The sequence below is a fragment of the Algoriphagus faecimaris genome, assembly GCF_900101705.1.
GTDB classification, from domain to species: Bacteria; Bacteroidota; Bacteroidia; order Cytophagales; family Cyclobacteriaceae; genus Algoriphagus; species Algoriphagus faecimaris.
Map to the genome: position 1 here is coordinate 37,746 of NZ_FNAC01000002.1, position 17,126 is coordinate 54,871.

At 43.0% G+C, this 17,126-nt stretch carries 18 protein-coding genes; 7 read left to right on the forward strand and 11 right to left on the reverse strand.

The window, feature by feature from the left end:
• Positions 1-105 precede the first annotated feature (105 nt).
• Together BLQ57_RS01245 and BLQ57_RS01250 are read left to right on the forward strand one after the other, a co-directional pair.
• Complete coding sequence (locus BLQ57_RS01245) at positions 106-288, forward strand: CPXCG motif-containing cysteine-rich protein (RefSeq protein WP_087940346.1); 183 nt, start codon at positions 106-108, stop codon at positions 286-288.
• Positions 288-854, forward strand: a complete 567-nt coding sequence (locus tag BLQ57_RS01250; RefSeq protein ID WP_087940345.1) for a pyridoxamine 5'-phosphate oxidase family protein — start codon at positions 288-290, stop codon at positions 852-854. Before BLQ57_RS01245 ends, BLQ57_RS01250 begins: the two co-directional genes overlap by 1 nt.
• On the opposite strand, the gene BLQ57_RS01255 is transcribed toward BLQ57_RS01250, so the two are convergent.
• From BLQ57_RS01255 to BLQ57_RS01265, 3 genes are all read right to left on the reverse strand, one after another.
• Positions 855-1,913, reverse strand: coding sequence for an NAD(P)H-dependent glycerol-3-phosphate dehydrogenase (locus tag BLQ57_RS01255; protein WP_087940344.1), 1,059 nt, complete (start codon positions 1,911-1,913; stop codon positions 855-857).
• Complete coding sequence (locus BLQ57_RS01260) at positions 1,891-3,588, reverse strand: 1-acyl-sn-glycerol-3-phosphate acyltransferase (protein WP_087940343.1); 1,698 nt, start codon at positions 3,586-3,588, stop codon at positions 1,891-1,893. Before BLQ57_RS01260 ends, BLQ57_RS01255 begins: the two co-directional genes overlap by 23 nt.
• Before the next feature lie 65 nt (positions 3,589-3,653).
• The gene (locus BLQ57_RS01265; RefSeq protein WP_087940342.1) at positions 3,654-4,154 is read right to left on the reverse strand and encodes a DUF4199 domain-containing protein; all 501 of its coding nucleotides are present in this window, start codon (positions 4,152-4,154) and stop codon (positions 3,654-3,656) included.
• Between the two features lie 139 nt (positions 4,155-4,293).
• Here BLQ57_RS01265 and BLQ57_RS01270 point away from each other — a divergent pair, with 139 nt between their 5' ends.
• The gene (locus BLQ57_RS01270; RefSeq protein WP_087940373.1) at positions 4,294-5,268 is read left to right on the forward strand and encodes a polyprenyl synthetase family protein; all 975 of its coding nucleotides are present in this window, start codon (positions 4,294-4,296) and stop codon (positions 5,266-5,268) included.
• A 140-nt stretch (positions 5,269-5,408) separates the two neighbouring features.
• Here the strand turns inward: BLQ57_RS01270 and BLQ57_RS01275 are convergent, their stop codons facing one another.
• The 4 genes from BLQ57_RS01275 to thrA all read right to left on the reverse strand — a co-directional run bounded on the left by BLQ57_RS01275 (position 5,409) and on the right by thrA (position 11,636).
• Positions 5,409-6,488 (reverse strand): glycoside hydrolase family 43 protein, encoded by a 1,080-nt coding sequence (locus BLQ57_RS01275; protein ID WP_087940341.1) that lies wholly within the window; start codon positions 6,486-6,488, stop codon positions 5,409-5,411.
• 372 nt (positions 6,489-6,860) lie between these two features.
• Complete coding sequence (thrC, locus tag BLQ57_RS01280; RefSeq protein ID WP_087940340.1) at positions 6,861-8,159, reverse strand: threonine synthase; 1,299 nt, start codon at positions 8,157-8,159, stop codon at positions 6,861-6,863.
• Positions 8,160-8,170: 11 nt separating this feature from the next.
• A complete protein-coding gene (locus BLQ57_RS01285) occupies positions 8,171-9,097 on the reverse strand; it encodes a homoserine kinase (protein WP_087940339.1) in 927 nt (308 codons plus the stop codon).
• Between the two features lie 91 nt (positions 9,098-9,188).
• The gene (gene thrA / locus BLQ57_RS01290; protein WP_087940338.1) at positions 9,189-11,636 is read right to left on the reverse strand and encodes a bifunctional aspartate kinase/homoserine dehydrogenase I; all 2,448 of its coding nucleotides are present in this window, start codon (positions 11,634-11,636) and stop codon (positions 9,189-9,191) included.
• 409 nt (positions 11,637-12,045) lie between these two features.
• Between thrA and BLQ57_RS01295 the strand changes: the two genes are divergently transcribed.
• The gene (locus BLQ57_RS01295; RefSeq protein ID WP_087940337.1) at positions 12,046-12,462 is read left to right on the forward strand and encodes an META domain-containing protein; all 417 of its coding nucleotides are present in this window, start codon (positions 12,046-12,048) and stop codon (positions 12,460-12,462) included.
• 3 nt (positions 12,463-12,465) lie between these two features.
• On the opposite strand, the gene BLQ57_RS01300 is transcribed toward BLQ57_RS01295, so the two are convergent.
• Genes BLQ57_RS01300 through BLQ57_RS01310 form a run of 3 tightly spaced genes read right to left on the reverse strand, consistent with a single transcriptional unit; the run spans position 12,466 to position 14,062 of the window.
• Complete coding sequence (locus tag BLQ57_RS01300; protein ID WP_087940336.1) at positions 12,466-12,921, reverse strand: hypothetical protein; 456 nt, start codon at positions 12,919-12,921, stop codon at positions 12,466-12,468.
• Between the two features lie 3 nt (positions 12,922-12,924).
• Positions 12,925-13,398 carry a nuclear transport factor 2 family protein gene (locus BLQ57_RS01305; RefSeq protein WP_317042207.1) on the reverse strand — a complete coding sequence of 158 codons (474 nt, stop codon included), beginning with the start codon at positions 13,396-13,398 and terminating at the stop codon, positions 12,925-12,927.
• On the reverse strand, positions 13,385-14,062 hold the full coding sequence (locus BLQ57_RS01310; protein ID WP_087940335.1) for an SDR family NAD(P)-dependent oxidoreductase: 678 nt from the start codon (positions 14,060-14,062) through the stop codon (positions 13,385-13,387). The genes BLQ57_RS01305 and BLQ57_RS01310 overlap by 14 nt, the downstream gene beginning before the upstream one ends.
• A 54-nt stretch (positions 14,063-14,116) precedes the next feature.
• Here BLQ57_RS01310 and BLQ57_RS01315 point away from each other — a divergent pair, with 54 nt between their 5' ends.
• Positions 14,117-15,010, forward strand: coding sequence for a mechanosensitive ion channel family protein (locus BLQ57_RS01315; RefSeq protein WP_087940334.1), 894 nt, complete (start codon positions 14,117-14,119; stop codon positions 15,008-15,010).
• The gene (locus BLQ57_RS01320; protein WP_087940333.1) at positions 14,991-15,329 is read left to right on the forward strand and encodes an MGMT family protein; all 339 of its coding nucleotides are present in this window, start codon (positions 14,991-14,993) and stop codon (positions 15,327-15,329) included. The genes BLQ57_RS01315 and BLQ57_RS01320 overlap by 20 nt, the downstream gene beginning before the upstream one ends.
• Here the strand turns inward: BLQ57_RS01320 and BLQ57_RS01325 are convergent.
• Positions 15,326-16,771 (reverse strand): sodium:solute symporter, encoded by a 1,446-nt coding sequence (locus BLQ57_RS01325; RefSeq protein ID WP_087940332.1) that lies wholly within the window; start codon positions 16,769-16,771, stop codon positions 15,326-15,328. The two genes, BLQ57_RS01320 and BLQ57_RS01325, sit on opposite strands and share 4 nt — an antisense overlap.
• Before the next feature lie 53 nt (positions 16,772-16,824).
• On the opposite strand from BLQ57_RS01325, the gene BLQ57_RS01330 reads away from it, so the two are divergent.
• Positions 16,825-17,118 (forward strand): ATP-dependent Clp protease adaptor ClpS, encoded by a 294-nt coding sequence (locus BLQ57_RS01330; RefSeq protein WP_087940331.1) that lies wholly within the window; start codon positions 16,825-16,827, stop codon positions 17,116-17,118.
• The last annotated feature ends 8 nt before the right edge of the window (positions 17,119-17,126 follow it).

A 17,126-nucleotide genomic window follows, 5' to 3' on the forward strand; every position in this document is an offset into this window, starting at 1 on the left:
GGGCAGGTAATCTCATTTAAGCAATAGATCGCTTTTCTTCTCTCGCGATGACGTTTTTTATTAGGGTTCCACTCAACTTTTCCCAGACTCACTAGTTTCTACCTCATGTTTGAACATTTCTTCCATTGTCCCCATTGCTTTCAGGAGATATCCATGTTGCTTGATCCCTCAGTTTCTCGGCAGGAATACATCGAAGATTGTGAGGTCTGCTGTAATCCCATCGAGCTGAGTGTGGAGTTTGAGGAAGGAGATTTGGTATATTTTGAGGCAAATTCAATCGAACAATAATGCTTTTTCAAGACACAGACACTCTTAAGGAAATCTGGCAAGCGGTTAGGCATGAACTGCATCGCGGGGCTTTGGATACCAAGCATCCCTTTCATTGGGTGAATCTCGGGACCGTTTCCGGTGAGTTCCCTTCTCTAAGAACTGTGGTGCTGAGAAAAGTCAATGAGAACCTTCATTTTTTTATCTACACGGACCATCGGTCTGAAAAATGTTCGGATTTGGAGAATAACCCCAACGCTTCGCTTCATTTTTACCATCCCAAAAAGCAGATCCAAATTCGGGTAAAAGCTCAAGCTAAGTTTCATTTTGAGGGTGAATTGGCAAAAGAAATTTGGAAGACGATCCCAAGCCATCGAAGGTCAGAATATACCGGTAATCAAGCTCCAGGGACTTCTATTCTTCATCCTGAAGAAGGCTGGAAAAAAGGAAATTCTTCCGATCATTTTTTCTGTGTTTTGGAATTTTCTCCTGTAGAAATTGAGGCTTTACAGCTTCGAAGGGAAGGGCATCTTCGGGTCCGGTATTTGAAAAAGACTGAATGGGAAGGGGCTTGGCTCGTACCCTGACTAGACAAAATTCACGTCCACATTGAAAGGATATTTCATCAAAAACTGAAGTGCTTCCTCTATTTCCAAATCTTCAAAAAGAACCCGGTAAAGATTTTCAGTAATCGGGGCTCGCAGATCAGCAGTTTCCAAAAATGCCTTGATGATTTTTACCGTATTGATTCCTTCGGCTACTTCTTCCATATCGGCCTGAATTTGCTCCAGTGTTTCTCCTTTGGCAAGTCGATAGCCCACGGTGAAATTCCGGGAATTTTCCGAATTGCATGTCGCCACTAAATCTCCGATTCCGGCTAGACCAATAACAGACTTGACACTACCTCCCAATGCGTTGCTCAGATGGACCATCTCTACCATACCGCGGGAAATCAACAATCCTTTGGCATTTTCGCCCAAACCTAAACCGGCTAGTGCTCCGGCGGCTATGGCGATAATATTCTTCAAAACACCGCTAAGCTCCACACCGATAATGTCGGAATTTCCGTAAACCTGAAAGCGATCAGAGCGAAGCAGTCGCTGTCCTTCCAGAATCACTTCATTGAACTTACTAGCAATTACCGTGGCGGCAGGTTGTCCCTGACTGAGTTCTTTCGAAAGATTAGGTCCGGCAAGACAGCCGACTCTTACGGCCACCGTTTCCTGCTGAATCACCTCGCTCATCGTCAGTAGCTGGCTTCTTCGTAATTTCTTGACCGTATCCAGGGTTTGTCCTTGAGGTAGGTTCAGACAAAGGCCCTTAGTCCCATGGATGACGAGGTGATAGGGATGAAGAAAAGGAGCAAAATTCCTAGCTACATCCTGGAATCCTGACGAAGGGACCATGAAAAATAAAACCTCACAGGCTTCACATACTTCTTCGGGATCTTGAGTTGCACGAATAGCCGGATTTAAAGGTCTTCCTTGAGCTTGATGGGCGGAGTTAATTTCTTCTACTACTTCAGCCTTACGGGCATAGACCATTACTTTATTCTTCTCTGCCAGCATATTGGCTATTGCTGCTCCGAAGCTGCCAATTCCCACTACTCCTATGGTTTTTTCTTTAGAAGATTTTCTCGAGGCCATATCCGTGAAGTCTGTTGTGGTAAAAATAAAGTAAGCTTATATCCTCTGTGACAATATCCCCCTCTGAATTGCGAAGTAGGGGGCGCTTGGCATGGTACATGCCCACATTGTCCAAGCCATGAGCAATAATCTCATCCATGCTTCGCTTCATATGTGGGGCAATTTTGATTAGTTCCTCCGCACGTAGCTCCAAAATCCTATCGTAAACCTGGTGACATGCTGATTTAAATTCTTCAAATGAAAGTACAATTTCCTCCTCCGGAAGACGAATCAGATCGAAGAGGTCCATTTTCTGATTTTTGGACTGTATAAGTTGAAATGCAGTGAAAGCGACCAAATGACTGCTGAATACTCGATTGATCTTGTGAAATTCTTCTACAATCCGCTTCCCCAGCATATGGGTATATTCCTCTTCACGCTGTTGATCTACAGTGATTTTTCCCTCAGAGATGAAGTAATCTCTCGTGTCAATCACTCGGCCATGCTTATCGAGACTTTTTCCCTCTGCATCTACATAATTTCCCAATACATCCATGGCTTTACCGACGGATACGGAAATATCTGATCCCTTGGTAAAAAACTTGAAAAGGAATTTGGAGATTTTATAGGAGGTCGAAAACTCATCGTTTTCTTTATAATATCGTTCTTGGCCGGTGATACTAAGATGGTCTCTGATCAGACTTGGCGCCTCCAAAACAAAATGATAATTGATGGTCACAGGCACGATAAAGATCTTGCCGGAGGTCTCGTTTAGCTCATTTTCATAGTTGGCTCGCTGGGCTTCGATAGCGGTACTAAGCAGCCCAAGTTTGAGTTTGGACTCGATCATTCCACTGCGGCTTCTCGTGCCTCCAGGGAAAAATAAGGAATGGCAGCCAAATTGTATGGCCTCTTTAGAATAAGTCTTGAGAGTCTCCAGGTACATCAAGTTTTTCTTGCGACGGTCCACTTTATAGGCACCTAGAGCATTCATGAAATAAGCGAAGATCGAAATATTAAACAGGTTCAAACCAGCTCCATAGATGAAAGGAGGAAGGCCTAAAACTGAAATAATCCAACCGATCAGGATACTGTCAAGATTAGAAAAATGGGTCGGAACCATGACCACAGTTCCTTTGGTTGCCAAATCTCTCAGCTGATCGGTTTCTCCGGTAATTTGGATTTTATCCTGCAGGGTAAACTGATTGCTGAAAATCGAGCGGAAACCTTTGACACGCGCGGCATTGAGTAATCGCGAGAAGCCAAATGTGACGACGCTTCGGGTAAATTTATAATGCTGATGTTTGAAATTACTCGCGATTTCTTCTGAGTATCGGGAAGTGATTTTCTCTAAGATATCTTGGTATGCTTGAAGCTTTGAGCTCTTGCTCAGCTTAGAGTCAGAGTTGACTTGCAAAAGTGAAGCCTTTACCTTTCCCCAAAACTCCTGCTCATCATCCGGGTCTACCGCCCATGGATTTTGTTTGATGCGGAGTTTTTCCCGATAGAGAGAAGTTTCAAGCTCTTCTTTCAGCAGGTCAGGATTGTTCCCCACTAGATCTAAAATACGATCTTGCGATCTTTCGGATACTTGCTTGATAAACTCTTTCCGCTCCCGCGCCAATTTCACGACAGGCCATTCGTTTTTGCTGGGCAAAATCGGTTCGTATCGATGTTTGATGTATTTCTCCTCCAAAGTGCGTCTGTGCTTATCAAAAATTATTCGCAAAGATAATGAAATAGAATTTGCGGTGGTAAGGCTTAAGAATAAGTACTTGCTCGTTTGGCTTTGCTACGGACGAAGAACGCGACTATTAAGGTAGTAATCACTCCCATCAAAATCGCACCAGTTAACGATTGAATCATATAGCTCTGTAAATTAAAATAGGATTCCGCGTCTTCAATCGTCATTTGACCCGTTTCGACTGCATGTTGGATGACATTGGTAAAATAGTCAGGTGTCACCCATTGACTAATGATGTACTGAGTGAGTGGGCTTAAAACAGCAATGAAGAGCGTTATCCACAGGCCAGAAAGTATTCCCTGCTTGTAGCTAATGACTCCTTGAAGGTCGTTTTTCTTTTTGTCCATCAAGGCTAACACATAAACCGCTATGGCAGGTATAGCAAAAAAATTGGTCAATGTGGCGTGATCAGCGATGTTTTCGTCATGCCAGCCTAAAGACTTTTCGGCAAACATCCAGGCAATCATTACAAGAGAAAATAAGATTGCCCATTTGATTTCAGTTTTAAGTTTATTCATAGTTAGGGTTGATTTTGGGGTTGAGAAACAAATTAAGAAATTTTCGAAACGTTTCAATCGTTTGGATGTTTCTTTGGTATGCTCTCATATTCCCTTGTCCATGAAGGAAAGGGTATTATTTTTACGCCATCAAATCCGGATGAAACCAGACCTCAAGCAAATACAAAAACCTATTGAAACCGAAATGCTCGTATTTGAGCAGAAATTTCGGGATTTCATGAAGAGTAGGGTGAAACTGCTCGATCACATCACCAATTACATCGTCAAACGCAAAGGCAAGCAAATGCGACCCATGTTTGTGTTTTTGACAGCAGGTGTCTGTGGCCAGGTCAATGACTCTACCCATCGAGGTGCGGCATTAATTGAGCTGCTTCATACAGCTACTTTGGTGCATGATGATGTGGTGGATGATGCCAATTATCGCCGGGGATTTTTTTCGGTCAATGCCCTTTGGAAAAATAAAATTGCAGTTTTAGTAGGGGATTACTTGCTCTCGAGAGGTTTGTTGCTTTCGGTGGACAATGGAGATTTTAACCTGCTTCAGATTGTGTCTAATGCCGTAAAAGAAATGTCAGAAGGGGAGCTTTTGCAGATCGCCAAAGCTCGTAAACTGGATATCACCGAGGACGTGTATTATACGATCATTCGCCAAAAAACAGCCAGTTTGATAGCCTCCTGCTGTGCTGTGGGAGCGGCTAGCGTAGGTTCTGATCTGGAGATGGTGAGTCGGATGCGAGAGTTTGGAGAAAAGGTAGGAATGGCTTTCCAGATCAAAGACGATTTGTTTGACTTCGGAGAAGACGAGATCGGAAAGCCCGTCGGCATAGATATCAAAGAGAAAAAAATGACACTTCCTTTGATTTTTGCATTGACAAAAGCCAGCTGGATGGAGAAAAAACGGATTATTCATTTGATCCGGAATCGCTCTGAAGATAAAAAAGCCGTCAATGAGGTCATCCAGTTTGTCAAACAAAGTGGGGGCTTGGAATATGCCAAAGAAAAAATGAATGATTTTTACCAGGAAGCCTTAGTGATACTTGGCGGATTCCCAGAGTCGGAATACAAAACTTCCTTAAAAGACTTGGTTAGTTATACCATTGAAAGAAAAAAATAAAACGACTGTTCAAAAGCTGTTTTTTTAATTTGACCAAGCGTAGTCAAAGCCCGATTTAATCCAGTAAAACATTTCGACTACTCTCTTTAAGTAGCGTAGTCGAAATGTATTAAACTTGAAGTGGAGAAAACTTTTTTTAATTAGTTGACAGGTTGTATCGTTTGGATTTTCCCGTCAGGTAAATGAGTCAATTCAGCCATTTTGATATTTCGAAGTGGGGTTACGCCAGACAATTCGGTATCGTGATAAAACAGATACCATTTCCCCTCAAATTCGGCAATAGAATGATGATTGGTCCAGCCCTCTACAGGTTCCAAAACATTGCCTTGGTAGGTGAAAGGTCCGTAGGGACTATCTCCTATTGCGTAGGCGATAAAATGGGTATCTCCCGTGGAATAGGATAGGTAATACTTGTCCCCGTATTTGTGCATCCAAGCTGCTTCAAAAAACCTTTTGGCATTATCTCCCGCTGTGATGGGGTTTCCTTCATCATCCAAAATCAATATTTCTTTAGGTTGCTCTGCCAATTCGGTCATCGATCCATCCAACTTGGCGATGTAGGGCATCAAGGCCTTTTCCTCATCAGCAGGAATGCCATCAGTTGGTCCCTTTCTTCCCTCCACCAATTTTTGATCCTCGTACCATTGAAGTTGCCCTCCCCAGATTCCTCCAAAAAGCAAGAAATAGTCCTCGCCTTCCTGATAAACTGCCGGATCCATACTGAATGTCCCTGCTATAGGCTCGGGCTCGGCAGTGAAAGGTCCTTCTGGGCGATCGGAAATGGCTACTCCTATTTTGAAAATATCTTCCTTGTCTTTGGCGGGAAAGTAGAGGTAGTATTTTCCGTCCTTCTCTGCTGCATCAGGCGCCCAAAGCTGCCGGCTTGCCCAAGGAACGTCCTCAAGCTTTAGCGCGACACCATGATCAGTAACTTCCCCGCCCGGCTGCTCCATGGAGAATACATGGTAATCCTTCATGTCGAAATGCGAACCCATATCGTCCTCTTCTACCTCCGTCTCGATATCGTGTGAGGGATAGATGTAGATTTTACCCTCAAAAACATGAGCCGAAGGGTCTGCCGTATAGATATGCTCTACCAGTGGTGAATGGGCAAATTTAGATTGAGCGGACTCAGCGTCGCCTGCTTCAGAAGATTTTTGAGGCTGTGAACAGGCTGTCACCAAGAATAGCACTCCGAGGAAAGGAATTGAAATTTTCATGGTTTAGTAAGGTTTGAGTTGAATACTAAAATAAGGAAGAGATTGAGAGTTTTCTAAAAATTCGATCGAATTGGGGGGTTCTAAATGAAAATGCACGTCTTTTTATTTAAATAAAACAATACATGTGATGAAATCCATATGAATAAAATCATCATTTAACACATAGGGCAATACTCAGATATATCGTAGTTAATCGTCAAAGATTACCCATCCGACCGGAGTTTTCCGAGCGGGCATGTGACTTTTGAAAATCAATTATAGACACGTGAAAAAACAGAGTTTTCAGGCAAGCCAAATCCCTGTTTTTGAGCCTTGGGCTTTAGGTTGAATAAAAACGGATAATATCAAATGATGCTATCACTGATAGATATATCAATCCAACCCTTCCAAAAATCCTTTAAATTCTGCAAAATTTTTCCCCATCTGAATTACTTTTTTTTCTCCATCTAGAAATGCAGCCAATCGCTCCGGTAAGACCAATTTTTTACCCAAAGCATCTTCTACGACATCTCGGAATTTACCCGGATGGGCAGTTTCTAGGAATACTCCAATGTAGTCAGGATGTTCGTCCATAAAATCTTTGAGACCTAAATATCCCACTGCCCCGTGCGGGTCAAGCGTGTAGCTCTTGAGCTGAATAGCCTGAATGGCCTCAATAGTTTGGCGATCGCTGTAGTAGTAACCTTTGACTTTTTCCCGGAATTGCTCTTCGTTTTTTTCATAGAGGGCCTGAAGTCTAGGGAAGTTACTTGGGTTGCCTACATCCATGGAGTTGGAGACAGTTGCGATGGAGGGTTGTGCATGAAAAGGCAAGCCCTGCAAATAGTTTGGTACCACTTTATTTACATTGGTAGCTGCTACAAAATGATCGATTGGCAAACCCATTCGAGAAGCCAAAATTCCTGCACCTAAATTTCCAAAATTCCCGCTTGGGACGGAAAAAACCACTTTTTTGCTGCCTTTCGGTATTCGGGAATAGGCATAAAAATAATAGAGACACTGCGGGACCCAGCGGGCAATATTGATGGAATTGGCAGAAGTCAATAGGAGATGCTGATTCAATTTTTGGTCTGAAAAAGCTTGCTTGACCAGCGTTTGGCAGTCATCAAAAACTCCATCCACTTCCAAAGAGGTAATATTTTGTCCTAAGGTAGTAAATTGCTTTTCCTGAAGTTTACTGACTTTTCCTTTGGGAAAAAGAATGATTACCTCGACCCCTTCCACTCCCAAAAAACCGTTGGCCACTGCGCTCCCAGTATCTCCGGAGGTAGCAACCAATACCCTCAGTGTCCTTGATTTTTCCTTCACTAACATACTCATTAGTTTGGAGCAGAATCGCGCTCCAAAATCCTTAAATGCAAGGGTAGGACCATGAAAAAGTTCCAGAGAAAACACATCCTCTTCTACTTGGATCAGCGGTGCATCAAAACTTAGTGTGTGATCTACCAATTCTTTGATTTGCTGCTTGCTCAGGTCCTCGGCAAACAATGCTCCGATCACTTCATATCCGATTTCACGGAAAGTCATTTCAGGCATCTTGTCGATCAATTCCTTAGGTAAAATAGGGATCTGCTGAGGCATGTAAAGCCCATTATCAGGCGCCAGTCCTTTGATGACCGCTTCCGAGAGCGAAGCGAGATGGTAGGGGTTATTTGTGCTATAATACTTCATTTTCTTTCTCCTTAAAGAATATAAGCGCCTCGGGTATTGATGGCTGAGTGGTATGCATCCACCTCTAGCCCTATCGACCGATAAACCTGCTGAGCGGCCTCGATGATATCTGAGATTTTTTCATTTCCTTCACAGAGGGCAAAAAGAGTAGGCCCTGAACCTGAAATGCCCATGCCCATTGCACCTGCAGATTTAATGGCTTCTCTCACTTCATAAAACCCAGGAATCAAAACCGCCCTGTAAGGCTCGGCAATCACATCGCGTAAGGATCTTGAGATGAGTTGAAAGTCAGCTTGAAAAAGGCCCGCGATAAGTCCTGCCACATTTCCCGATTGGATGGTAGCATGCTTTAGTGGGATCTGATCTCTTAAGACGGAACGGGAATCTGATGTATTCAATTCATAATGAGGATGAAGCAGTACACAGTGTAAGCCATCGGGCACGGGAAGCTTGATGATATCCAAGGGATGGTAATCTCTGATCAATACAAATCCGCCCAAAAGACTGGGGCCTACATTGTCTGCATGTCCTGCACCACAGGCTGCTTTCTCGGCAGCAATCGCAAAAGGAAGTAAATCGTTTTTTTGGAAGGGATTTCCGAGTAGTTCATTGGCCGCGACTAGAGCAGCTACTGCACTGGCTGCGCTGGAGCCCATTCCCGAGCCTAGAGGAAGCCCTTTCTCCAATCGAATTTCAATTCCCGGATTGACTCCTAGCTCATCAAGCATGGCCTGAATAGCTACTGAGCAAGTATTTTTATGACTTTCATAGGGCAATTTGCCTCCATCTCCTTTGATGGAAAGCACTTCTAAGCCTGGTTTTTCCCGCTCAGAAAGGGTTACTGTATCACCCATTTGATCAATGGCAAAACCGAGAATATCAAAACCACAGGAAACATTTGCCACAGTGGCTGGTGCAAAAGCTTTGGTAGATTTCATAAGGTTATCATCTGATTTAAAGAGGCAACAAGGTATCTCTCCTTGAGGTAATTCATTTCAATGAATGCCCAAGTTGACTCGCTCGATACCATCACTCACGAGTATAATTACCGATTCGGATGACGTCGGCAAATACCCCTGCGGCTGTCACATCTGCCCCGGCACCAGGTCCTCTGATTATCATCGGGCGGTCCAGGTATCGCTCTGTGGTAAGCAAAATCATATTATCACTACCACTCAAACTGCTGAAGGGGTGGGCATTGGGAAGGGAATTGAGACCTACCTTAGCTTTTCCATTTTCTAGCGTAGCCATAAAGCGAAGTTTTTCTCCCTTCTTGTCGGCTTCTTGGAGCAAGTTGGCAAATTCTTCATCATGCGATTTCAGCTTTTCGAAAAACTCCTGGACCGAGGACGCATTTTGACAATCCTCCGGTACCATGCTTTGGATCGTGATGTCCTCAAACTCCAGCGTTTGCTCGGCTTCGCGGCCCAATATCAAAATTTTACGAGCGACATCCATTCCGCTGAGGTCATCTCTTGGGTCAGGTTCGGTGTACCCTTTGTCCTTGGCGGATCGAACCACTTCAGAGAAGGGGGCTCCTTTCTCGAGTTCTGAGAAAATAAAATTCATTGAACCACTCAATACCGCTTCGATTCTGATTACTTTGTCCCCTGAGAGCATCAAATCCTGAAGGGTATTGATGACAGGTAGACCTGCTGCCACATTGGTTTCATAGAGGAATTTAACCCCGCGCTTTTTGGCGAGTTTTTTCAGGGATTTGTATTCCTCCATCGTCCCGGAGTTAGCTTTTTTGTTGGGGGTAACTATGGCCACTTTTGCGCCTAAAACTCGGCTGTAGGCATCTGCTACTTCCTGACTTGCGGTGCAGTCCACAAAAACCGAATTGGAGAAGTTCATCTCTTCCATGGTCTTGATGAATTTTTCTAAATCCATCTTCTCATCTGACTCCTTAAGCTGATGCGGGTTTTTCAAGTCAAAACCATCTTCATGAAAAGCCATGAAGCGACTGTTGGCCATGCCGTGGATCTGAATATCCAGTTCACTCTCACTGCGCAATTTTTGCTGTTGAATCGCAATCATTTTGATCAGCGCCTGACCTATTAGGCCTGTGCCCACTAGAAAGACGTGAAGAACTTTGTTTTCTGAGAGGAAAAATGCCTCATGTAAGGCATTGAGGGCTTTTTGAAGATCTGCTTGCGGGATGACTGCCGAGATATTGAGCTCCGAGCTGCCCTGAGCAATAGCAGCGACGTTAATGTTGTTTCTACCCAAAGCGCGGAACATTCTTCCCGATGCACCCGGGTTTTGTTTCATATTTTCACCGACCACGGCAATCGTCGCGAGACCATGAAGCAGCACCACTTCATCCATCTCTCCCGATTTGATTTCGTAGTAAAATTCCTTTTCAATTGCTTCCTTGGCCAAATAGGCCTCGTTGGTCTTGATGGCTAGGCAAATGCTATGCTCGGACGAAGCCTGAGAGATCAAAACAATATTCACTTTGGCCTCTGCCAAGGCTTTAAATACCCGGCTACCAGCTGTGCCGTCCAGTAAAGAAGCACCCTGAACGGTCACTATGGAAATATTGCTCATCGAACTGATGCCTTTAATCAAAGCACCATTGGTTACCTCCCCATTGATGAGGGTTCCCGGATTTCCTTGGTCAAACGTATTTTTGATGTAGATCGGGATATTTCTCTTCATGGCCGGCTGCATGGTCGCAGGGAAGATGACTTTAGCACCAAAGTGCGAAAGCTCCATGGCCTCATTGTAGCTCAATTGAGGGATGGTAAAGGCCGTGTAAACTAACTTGGGGTCGGAAGTCAATACTCCGGATACATCTGTCCATATCTCCAGATCATCTGCACCCAATGCTCCTGCGAAGATGGCAGCAGTATAGTCAGAACCTGATCTTCCAAGAGTGGTCGTTTCTCCCTTGGCAGTGGAGGCGATAAATCCCGTGATGACTTTTATCCCGTCATGCTTAGAAAAATAGTCTTTGATCAGGGCATTTGTCACTTCAAAATCCACACGGGCTTGCCCGAAGCGATCATTAGTCCTAATGACCTCGCGAGTGTCCAAAAACTGAGTCTTAAGACCCTTGGCAGCGAGTGCTTCGGCCAAAATAAACGCAGAAAGTCGCTCCCCAAAGCTTACTACATAGTCCAAGGTTCGGGAGGAATTTTCTTTAATCAAATAGATTCCATGAAAGAGGTCTTCAAGTTCATTAAATCTCACTTTGACGTAAGTCATGACTGTGGACTGATTGTGAACAGCGATCAACTGTCGCACCATATCGAGGTGCTTTTCTTCCAAGCTCTGCAAAAGATCCCGGTATACTTGATCTCCTTCTCGAGCTAGCCTTGCGATAGTCAATAAACTTTCGGTGACACCTCCGAATGCGGAGAATACAACGGCGATTTCTTGTTTTTTGAGCTTATCCTGAATGATCGAAAAGACTTCTCTGATAGTATCTGGATTAGCTACGGAAGAACCTCCAAACTTGATGATTTTCATAGGGAATAAAGGAAACTGATTTCGGAAAATTATAAGGGCTGTAAAGCCGGAAGGGGCGGGTACTTATGATTTAAAAACGGGATTACCCCGTAATTGTGGTCATGCCTGTCATCATAGACATAAAAGTAGGATTTGCTAAACCTTTGGCGAAGCAAGTAGGAAAAAAGAAAAAGTGATTTGACTCAAGTACCATGACCTTGTATTTGATTGTACAATTCTAGCTAGATATTTCCTTTTTGCCAAGTTTTAGCCCCTTATTTTTCAAACTTTATATAATAAAGGCGCTTTTAATAATAAATCATTAAAACTAGCTTCTGTATTTTTTGGATTAAAATTTGGTTATTTAAAGTAATTAAGAATTTTGTTTCTTATTTATTCCTTAAATTGAGGTCAAACCAACGGAAATGCTATGAAAAACCTTAGAATTCTTTCGATCGTTTTTTTGATTTTACTTTATGGGGGTTGCGATAGTGGCAAAAGGTTAAGCCCAATTGGTTTGGTGAAAGGAAATACTTGGGTGCTTTCCTCCCTTTTAGGTCAGGGCTTGAATCTTCGAGATTTTCCGGAGGGTGTCCCTACGCTTAATTTTCTAGAGGGCGGAAGATTGGCTGGATTTACGGGCTGCAATAATTTCTCAGGGAGTTTTTCATTGGAAGGTACTTTGCTAAGCCTGGATCCGGGAGCAATGACCAAAAAAGCCTGCCCAGGAAATGGAGAGCAGGAATTTTTGGCAGCATTAGGGAGAGTAAGTAATCTGCAGGTTTCTAAAGATAAATTGACCTTGACAGATGGAACTACAGAACTGATGGCTTTCTTGCCTCGCTAAGCCCTAGTGAATCTCTACGATGGGATGGGGTTTTCCCCGGAAGAGCACTTCCTCATTTTCTTTTTTCCCGAGGAGAAGCTGTCCGAGGGGAGCATTTTTACTCAGCAAAAAAACCTTTTCATTTTCAAAATTAAGAAGTCCAAAGCTGATCGAAATCAAAAACCATTCTGTTCCCAACTTGATCAGGCTTCCTTCTTTGACCTCTGATTGGGTGTTTTTGATCGCTTGAATCCGGTAAAGCTCCTCTAAATCTTCTTGATTTTTTTCGATTTGATTTTCTACTTGTCGAAGATCTTGGGTAAGCATTTCTCGACTGGTTTCAAATTTATCTCCAGCGCTACTTTTATTGTCTTCTAAAATCCCGTCCGAAATGGCTTTCTGCTCGGATTTCAGTTCTTCGATTTTAGCTTTCAACGCGGTAATGGCCGCTTTGAAAAGTGATTCTTTTTCCAGACTCATGATTTAGCAACCCTCTTTTCTACGTGTATCGATGATATAAACGATTTTCCAGCCTTCGGTCATTTTGACCAGTTGGAAGGAGTTGACCCCGCAGTGGCTGAATTGATCATTGACATAAAACTCATACGGAGTCCAAGCAGCAGCCAAATCCCCGTCGATTTTAATTTGATAGTCGAGAATTCGCTCATCCAGTTGGGTGTCTGCAGGTGTCGATGAGATACGGTTGAGGAAATCTGATACAGCATTACTCCCAAGGGTGCTGCCGTTTTCTCCCGCAATGACAGTTTGCATAGGCGCCTCTGCATAAAATGCAGCTTCTATCAAATCTGTATTTTTTGTTTTCATACCCTCAAAAAGAGATTGAATGACTGCTTTTACTTGATCTGACTCTGATTGTGCCAGAGTAGACGTATTAAAGCCAAAAGTCAGTAAGGCCATCATGAGTGTCAGGCATGTGAGTGGTCTAAGCTTCCCCATATAATTTGAAGGTCATGTTTCGTAAAGCGGGATTGTTGACTGCATAGTGCATGGCTTCGGCGATTTCCTTAGGGCTTACCCACTTGCTGAAATCTGCATCAGGCATAGCTTCTCGGTTTTGTGGGGTATCGATGATGCTAGGAGCAAATACATGAGAGCGAATAGAGGTTTCTTTGGTCTCTGTGGCCAAAATCTCTGCCAAGGAAATGATGAGTTTTTTACTCAATGCATAGGCTATGGTCGCTGAGGCATCTTCCAGCTGCAATGCAGGTCGAGCACCTACGAATAAAAAGGTGCCTCTTTGATTTTTTTTCATGACAGGCAAGAGCCCGCGGACTAAATGATAGGCACTGAAAAAGTTTAGACTAAACATTTTCTCAAGGTCTTGCTGTCCGGTAGTCTCCAAAGAACCCATCGAAAAACCTCCCACAATTAATGCAAGAGCATCAAGTTCGGAGTATTGAAGCTGGTATTCTTTGACAAAATCCAAGACTGAAGCCTCGTCGGTGACATCCACTTCGTAGCTGTCGTCGGCTTCTTCTACTTCTTCGTTTTTTCCGGGTTGAAGCAAGGCAATGACATGATAACCTTCTCGTTTAAATTTTTCTACAACCGCAGCACCAAGGTTACCTGCAGCTCCTGTTACGATAATATTTCTATTCATTTGATTAAATCAATTGATTATTGCTAAAATTAGCGGTTATTTTTCGATTAAATTATGAATCATCTAAAAACAAGCATTCGAAGCAAGGAAAATAAGCGAAAGAGAAACTTCGTTCTTAAGCTTTTGTTCCTCATTTTTCTGGATTACATCTATCTGGGAAATACCTTTCTTAATTCTCTAGCAGAGCGATTTCCTTTTTTGCTCGATCTAGTAAGAGCCTTGATTTTTCTCCTTTCAGCCAACTTGGTGATTTCTTTGGGTAGGATCGTGACGCTGCGATTCTATCTTCAGAAAACTGCAGAGACAAAAGTGCTGCCTAATTTTGTGATCGGAATTGATCGAATCTCTACCATTCTCAATTTCCTGGCACTTCTGATCGGGTTGATGTTGGCTTTTGGAATTAAGCCCCTAGAGTTTTTGACATCTATCACCATTGTAGCTGCAGCGATCGCTTTATTGACAAAGGAATATATTACTAATATCGTCAATGGTCTGATTATTATGTTTTCTGAGCAGTTGGAAATAGGTGATAAAATCAATATTGGGAAAAATACTGGCTTTATCCGAGATATTACATTGATCAATTTGGTCATGAAAAGTGAAACTGGTGAGGTGATTTTGATTCCAAATGCCATTGTACTTTCGACGGACATCATCAATTACTCGAAAAACAATACCCATCAGGTGGTCTTTGACTCGGAAATACCCTACAGCAATGACCTTCAGCTCTCTAAATTGGAAGATGAATTGGGAAAAATTTTAGAAGGTTTTAAGGAATATGTAACGGTAGAAGGAGCGCAATTAAATGTCCTTGAGAGAAAATCAGAAAGTTTACTTATACGCTATCAGTTTCCTATTATTTCAGGACAAAAGGAAGTCGAAACTGGACTCAGGAAATCGATTAATCAAGGTTTTTTAAATTGGAAAAATGAGCAAAGAAAAGGCTAATTATTTTGATCTGGTCTACCAGGTAGTTCGGGAGATTCCTCCCGGCAGGGTATGCTCTTATGGTGTGATTGCCAATTATCTAGGCCTCAAAAGTGGAGCTAGAATGGTGGGCTACGCGATGAACGCTGCCCATACACTCCGTGACGTGCCTGCCCATAGGGTGGTCAATCGGCAAGGATTATTGACGGGAAAGCATCATTTTGAGACGGTTGACAGAATGCAGGAACTCCTAGAAGCCGAAGGTGTCCGTGTGGTGAATGATCAAGTTCAGGAGTTTGAAAAGCGATTTTGGGATCCTGAAAAGGAGTTGGGCTTTTAATTTTTATTTCTAAATAAATACAGTCCGATAAACATCAGTAGTCCATTGAGGATCAGGGCCTCGAAGCCAAATTTATAGCCCCAAAACCAAGCTTCAGAATTTGAGCTGATGGTGAACGTGATCAATGGAGCCGCTACAGCTAAATAGGGTACTGCTTTATCCTTTACATTTAGTTTAGTGAAAAGCCCAAATGCATACAAGCCTAATAATGGCCCATAGGTATATCCCGCGATGATAAAGACAGAGTTGATGACACTTTGATCGTTGATCCAATAAAAGATCAGGATAGCGAAAAACATCACAGCAGTGAAGGCCAGGTGTACTTTTTTACGGATGCTAACGCGCTGTTCTTTAGGGTATTTACGCTCGATCTCCAGAAAGTCAATGCAGAAAGAAGTCGTCAGTGCAGTCAGTGTAGAATCGGCACTTGAATAGGCTGCGGCAGTAATCCCAAGGACAAACACAATTCCTGCAAAGGCCGAGAAATGCTGAGTTGCCAATAGTGGGAATAATTCATCGGTTTTGGTAGGTATTGGGATACCTTTGGTTTCGGCATAGAGGTAAAGCATCACTCCTAAGGCCAAAAAAAGCAGGTTGACGAAAACAAGAATCGTCGTAAACCAAAACATATTTTTCTGTGCTTCTCCGATATTTTTGCAGGTAAGGTTTTTCTGCATCATGTCCTGGTCTAGGCCAGTCATGACAATGGTGATAAAAGCCCCTGAAATAAATTGCTTGAAAAAGTTGGTGCCCGCTTTCCAGTCCCAATTAAAAATCTCGGACCTTGGGTCTCCGCTGACTGCACTGAAATATTCTTTAATTCCGTCAAAGCTCAACTCATCACCAACAAGCTTGATACAGACGATGACGGCTGCCAACATAAAGAATGTCTGCAGCGTATCCGTCCAAACGACCGTCTTGATACCTCCCCGATGCGTATAGAGCCAGATCAGTCCCACAGTGATCAGAACCGATACCCAAAAGGGAATTCCTAATGAATCAAACAAGATCAGCTGAAGTACTGAGGCTACCAGAAAAACTCGTAGGGATGAGCCTAATGTCCGAGAAAGGATAAAGAAAAAAGCGCCTGTCTTGTAGGACCAAAACCCAAATCTATCTTCCAAATAGGAGTAAATTGAGACAAGATTGAGTCGGTAATAGAGCGGTAGGAGGACTTTAGCAATTGTGAAGTATCCTAGGGTGTAGCCCAAAACAACTTGGAAATAGAAGAAGTTACTATTACCTACCTCTCCTGGAACCGAGATAAAAGTCACTCCTGACAAAGAGGCTCCGATCATCCCAAAAGCCACCAAAAACCAAGGAGACTGTCTATCTCCAGTATAGAAAGTTTCTGCTGTTACCTGACGGGAAGTCAGCCAAGAAATCAAAAAAAGCAATAAAAAATAGGCGGAGATTACCAGAAGAACTATTTGCGGATTCATAAAAGGGAGCGGATTGAATCGCTAAAATTGTCCATTATTCTTAATTTTGCAACATGATTGATAGGAGAACGACATTTCCACAGGTAGAAGAGGAAGAAATTGTATTGGAGGATTTGCTGGATCTCGAATCTCACGACCTAGTGGTTTTTAATGATGATTTCAATACTTTTGACCATGTAATTACAGTGTTGATGAAAGTCTGCAAGCATACTCGTGAGCAGGCCGAACAATGCACCGTCATTATCCATTATAAAGGAAAATGTGCTGTGAAAAAAGGGTCCTATGAAGAGCTAAAACCCATGTGTGAAGCTATTCTAGAAGCCGGAATACAGGCCACCATCACCTAAAACCAATT